The 4,598-nt window shown below is 68.0% G+C and carries 3 protein-coding genes; 2 read left to right on the top strand and 1 reads right to left on the bottom strand.

Annotated features, from left to right (window positions below):
• Positions 1-98 precede the first annotated feature (98 nt).
• Positions 99-2,717 (bottom strand): leucine--tRNA ligase, encoded by a 2,619-nt coding sequence (leuS, locus tag AACZ35_RS12650; protein WP_339829861.1) that lies wholly within the window; start codon positions 2,715-2,717, stop codon positions 99-101.
• A gap of 135 nt (positions 2,718-2,852) precedes the next feature.
• Between leuS and AACZ35_RS12645 the strand changes: the two genes are divergently transcribed.
• Positions 2,853-4,118 carry an amidohydrolase family protein gene (locus AACZ35_RS12645; protein ID WP_339829860.1) on the top strand — a complete coding sequence of 422 codons (1,266 nt, stop codon included), beginning with the start codon at positions 2,853-2,855 and terminating at the stop codon, positions 4,116-4,118.
• Positions 4,119-4,213: 95 nt separating this feature from the next.
• Positions 4,214-4,598, top strand: a 385-nt coding sequence (locus AACZ35_RS12640; protein ID WP_339829858.1) for an ATP-binding cassette domain-containing protein, incomplete at its 3' end; no start/stop codon positions are given.

Genomic DNA, 4,598 nt, shown 5'->3' with positions numbered 1-4,598 from the left:
CCAGGCTGGACGCCACGGCGAGCGACGCACGGGGCTTGAAGCCGCAGCCGGCGGCCAGCAGGGAAAGGCACAACACGATCAGCAGACGGGACATCCGGTTACCCCACGACGATGTTGACGATCTTGCCGGGCACGACGATGACTTTGCGCACGGACAGGCCTTCGATGAACTTTTGCACGTTCGGCTCGGCCAGGGCCAGCGCCTCGACCGTTTCCTTGCCGGCATTGGCCGAAACCTCCAGCGTGCCGCGCAGCTTGCCGTTCACCTGCACGGCCAGGGTGACGCTGTCGCGCACCAGGGCGGCCGGGTCGGCTTCCGGGAATGGCTGGTCTTCCAGCGTCGCCTCCGGGTGGCCCAGCAGCTGCCAGAGCGCATGCGAGGTATGCGGCGTAATCGGATTGAGCAGCAGCACCACGGCCTGAAAACACTCCTGGCGCAGCGCCCTGCCCTGGTCCGAGGCGTCGTCGAACTTCGCGATGGCGTTGAGCAGCTCCATCACCGCCGCGATGGCGGTGTTGAAGGTGTGCCGGCGGCCGTAGTCGTCGCCGACCTTCTGGATGGTTTCGTGCAGCTGGCGGCGCAGCGTGCGCTGGGCCGAATCCATGGACGCGACGTCGAGCACCGGCGCCGGGCCCGCGGCCACGTGCCTGTGCACCTGGGTCCAGAGCCGGCGCAGGAAACGCGCCATGCCTTCGACGCCGGCTTCGTTCCATTCCAGGCTTTGTTCCGGCGGCGCCGCGAACATGGAGAACAGGCGAACCGTGTCGGCGCCGTACTTGTCGACCATGGTCTGCGGGTCGACGCCGTTGTTCTTGGACTTGGACATCTTCTCGGTGCCGCCGATTTCGACCGGCAACCCGTCACTGGCGAGCTTGGCGCCGATCACTTTGGCTTTGGCATCGCGCTCGACGACGACGTCGGCCGGGTTGAACCAGTCTTTGCCACCGTTCTCCAGGGTGCGGTAGTAGGTGTCAGCGATAACCATGCCCTGGGTCAGCAGATTCTTGAATGGCTCATTGGAGCTGACCAACCCTTCGTCGCGCATCAGCTTGTGGAAGAAGCGTGCGTAAAGCAGGTGCAGAATGGCGTGTTCAATACCGCCGATGTACTGGTCGACCGGCAGCCAGTAGTTGGCGCGTTCGTCCACCAGGTCCTGGGCGCCGGGCGAGGTGTAGCGCGCGTAGTACCAGCTCGACTCCATGAAGGTGTCGAAGGTGTCGGTTTCGCGCTCGGCCGGGCCGCCGCAGCCCGGGCAGCTGGTCTTGCGCCACTCGGGGTCGGCCTTGATCGGCGAGGCGACGCCGGTGAACTCGACGTCCTCGGGAAGCTTCACCGGCAGCTGGTGTTCCGGCACCGGCAGCGAGCCGCATTTTTCGCAGTGGATGACCGGGATCGGGCAGCCCCAGTAACGCTGGCGGCTGACGCCCCAGTCGCGCAGGCGGAAGTTGATGCGCCGGCTGCCCAGGTCGCGCTGGTCGAGCTTTTCCGCGACGCGATCGAACGCAGCCTGGTAACCCAGGCCATCGAGGTCGCCGGAGTTGACCACGCGCAGGCGCGGGTCGGTCTTGTCGGCGTACCAGTCGTGCCAGTTGGCGGCGTCGTAGCTTTCGCCCTCCACCGCGATGACCTGCCGGATCGGCAGCTCGTACTTGTGCGCGAACTCGAAGTCGCGCTGGTCGTGGCCGGGCACGGCCATCACTGCGCCGGTGCCGTAGCCCATCAGCACGAAGTTGGCGACCCACACCGGCACCGGCTCGCCCGTCAGCGGATGCGTGGCGTACAGGCCGGTGAACACGCCCTTCTTTTCCTGGGTTTCCAGCTCGGCTTCGGTGACGCCGCCCCTGCGACATTCTTCGACGAAGGCCTTCACGGCGGCGTTGCCCGAGGCGGCCCACAGGGCCACCGGGTGCTCGGCGGCCACGGCGAGGTAGGTCGCGCCCATCAGGGTGTCGGGGCGGGTGGTGAACACGCGCAGCGGCTCGGCCATCGCCTCCATCGCGAAGACGATTTCCATGCCTTCGCTGCGGCCGATCCAGTTGCGCTGCATGGTCTTGACCGCGTCGGGCCAGCCCGGCAGCTTGTCCAGGCCGTCAAGCAGTTCCTGCGCGTAGTCGGTGATCTTGAGGAACCACTGCGGGATCTCGCGCTTTTCCACCAGCGCGCCCGAACGCCAGCCGCGGCCGTCGACGACCTGTTCGTTGGCCAGTACGGTCTGGTCCACGGGGTCCCAGTTCACGACCGAGTTCTTGCGGTACACCAGGCCCTTTTTCATGAGCCGGGTGAACATCAGCTGTTCCCAGCGGTAGTAGTCGGGCGTGCAGGTGGCGAATTCGCGGGTCCAGTCGTAGGCGAAGCCCAGGCGCTGGAGCTGGCCGCGCATGTGCTCGATGTTCCGGTAGGTCCACTTCGCCGGCGCGGTCTTGTTCTTGATCGCGGCGTTTTCGGCCGGCAGGCCGAAAGCGTCCCAGCCCATCGGCTGCAGGACGTTGAAACCCTTCATGCGCCGGTGCCGGCTGATGACGTCGCCGATGGTGTAGTTGCGCACATGGCCCATGTGCAGCGCACCGGAGGGGTACGGCAGCATGGACAGGCAGAAGAACTTCGGGCGCGACTTGTCTTCGGTGACCTGGAAGGCCCCCGTGGCCTGCCAATGGGACTGCGCGGCGGTTTCCACCGCCTTCGGGTCGTAGGCGCTGGGATCAATGGTTTCGGACATGGGGATGGACGCGAAAAAACAGGCCGCCAGCGTACCAAATCCGCGGGCCTTCTGGCCCGGCCCCGGATGTGTTTTCATCGGTCCGACCTCCTTGGAGACCAACCGATGCAGCCGATGCCGTTGCGGGCCCTTGCCGTGGCCCTCGCCCTTGCCCTGCCCGCCGCTGCCCAGGCGGAAAGCCTTGCCCTGCACTGCGGCCAGCTGTTCGACCCCGGGTCGGGAAAGAACCTGGACCAGCGCACGGTGCTCGTCGAGGGCGGCAAGGTCAGCGCGGTCCGGCCGGGATTCGAGGCGCCGGAGGGCGCGTCGGTCGTGGACCTGCGCGGCCACACCTGCAGCCCCGGCTGGATCGACCTGCACGTGCACCTTAGCGGCGAATCGAGCCCGGAGCGCTATTCAGAGGGCTTCCGGCTCAACCCCGAGTTCACCGTGCTGCGTTCGGTCGAATACGCCCGGCGCACCCTGCATGCCGGCTTCACCACCGTGCGCGACCTGGGCGGCGAAACCACCCTGGCCCTGCGCGACGGCGTCGACCAGGGCTGGGTGCAGGGCCCGCGCATCTTCGCGGCCGGCAAGTCCATCGCTACCACGGGCGGCCACGCCGACCCCACCAATGGTTTCAGCCACCTGCTGGCCGACGCCCTGGGTGAACCGGGTCCTGCCGAAGGCGTGGTCAACAGCCCCGACGAGGCCCGCCAGGCGGTGCGCCAGCGCTACAAGGACGGCTCGGACGTCATCAAGATCACCGCCACCGGCGGCGTGCTCAGCTACGCCCGCAGCGGCGACGCGCCGCAGTTCACCGTGGACGAGGTCAAGGCGGTGGTGGATGCCGCGCGCGACTACGGCTACACCGTCGCCGCGCACGCACACGGCAAGGAAGGCATGCGCCGGGCCATCGTCGGCGGCGTCGACACCATCGAACACGGCACCTACATGGACGACGAGCTGTTCGCGCTGATGAAAAAACACGGCACCTGGTACGTGCCGACCGTCACCGCCGGCCGCTTCGTGGCGGAAAAGGCCAGGATCGACGGCTATTACCCGGACGTCGTGCGACCCAAGGCCGCCCGCATCGGACCGCAGATCCAGGGCACGCTTGCCAAGGCCTGGAAGGCCGGCGTGAAGATCGCCTTCGGCACCGACAGCGGCGTCAGCCTGCACGGCGAGAACGCCGACGAGTTCATCTACATGGTCGAAGCCGGCATGCCGCCCGCCGAAGCCCTGCGCGCGGCCACCGTGCACGCGGCGAGCGTGCTGGGCCGCAACGACCTGGGCACCCTGGCGCCCGGCAGCATCGCCGACATCGTGGCCATGCCCGGCGACCCGCTGCAGGACATCGCGGTGGTGAAGAAGGTGGACTTCGTGATGAAGGACGGCAAGGTGGTGCGCGCGCCGGAGTAAACCGCGGCGGCGTGACCCTGGTTGGGCAACCCATGGCACGGGCCGGCGGCGAGGGTGCTGGTCACACTGCGGCTCTCGTCCCCGTCCCTGCGCCCATGGAATTTGCCCTCAGCACCCACGCCCTCTCCCGCCGCTTCCGCGGTGGCCAGGGCGTGCACGACCTCGACCTGTCCGTTCCCGCCGGCGCGATCTACGGCTTCCTGGGCCCCAACGGCGCCGGCAAGACCACCACCATCCGCCTGCTGCTGGGCCTGCTGCGTCCGGACGCCGGCGAAGTGCATCTGCTGGGCGAACGACTGCTGCCCGGCAAACGTTCGGCCCTGGCCCGGGTCGGCGCCCTCGTCGAACACCCGTCGCTGTACCCGCACCTGGACGGCCGCGCCAACCTCGAAGTGACCCGTCGCCTGCTGGGCCTGCCGGCCAGCCGCGTGGACGAAGTGCTTGAACGCATCGGCCTGGCCGGCGACGCCCACCGGCGGG

This window comes from uncultured Arenimonas sp. (genome assembly GCF_963976025.1).
In the GTDB taxonomy this organism is placed as follows: domain Bacteria; phylum Pseudomonadota; class Gammaproteobacteria; order Xanthomonadales; family Xanthomonadaceae; genus Arenimonas.
Note: the sequence above shows the minus strand (reverse complement) of the source record. Positions and strands in the feature narration are given on the sequence as shown.

What these genes read in the sequence shown, in the direction of transcription:
- leuS (WP_339829861.1), bottom strand. Translation starts at nt 2,717, where the DNA reads ATGTCCGAAACCATTGATCCCAGCGCCTACGACCCGAAGGCGGTGGAA.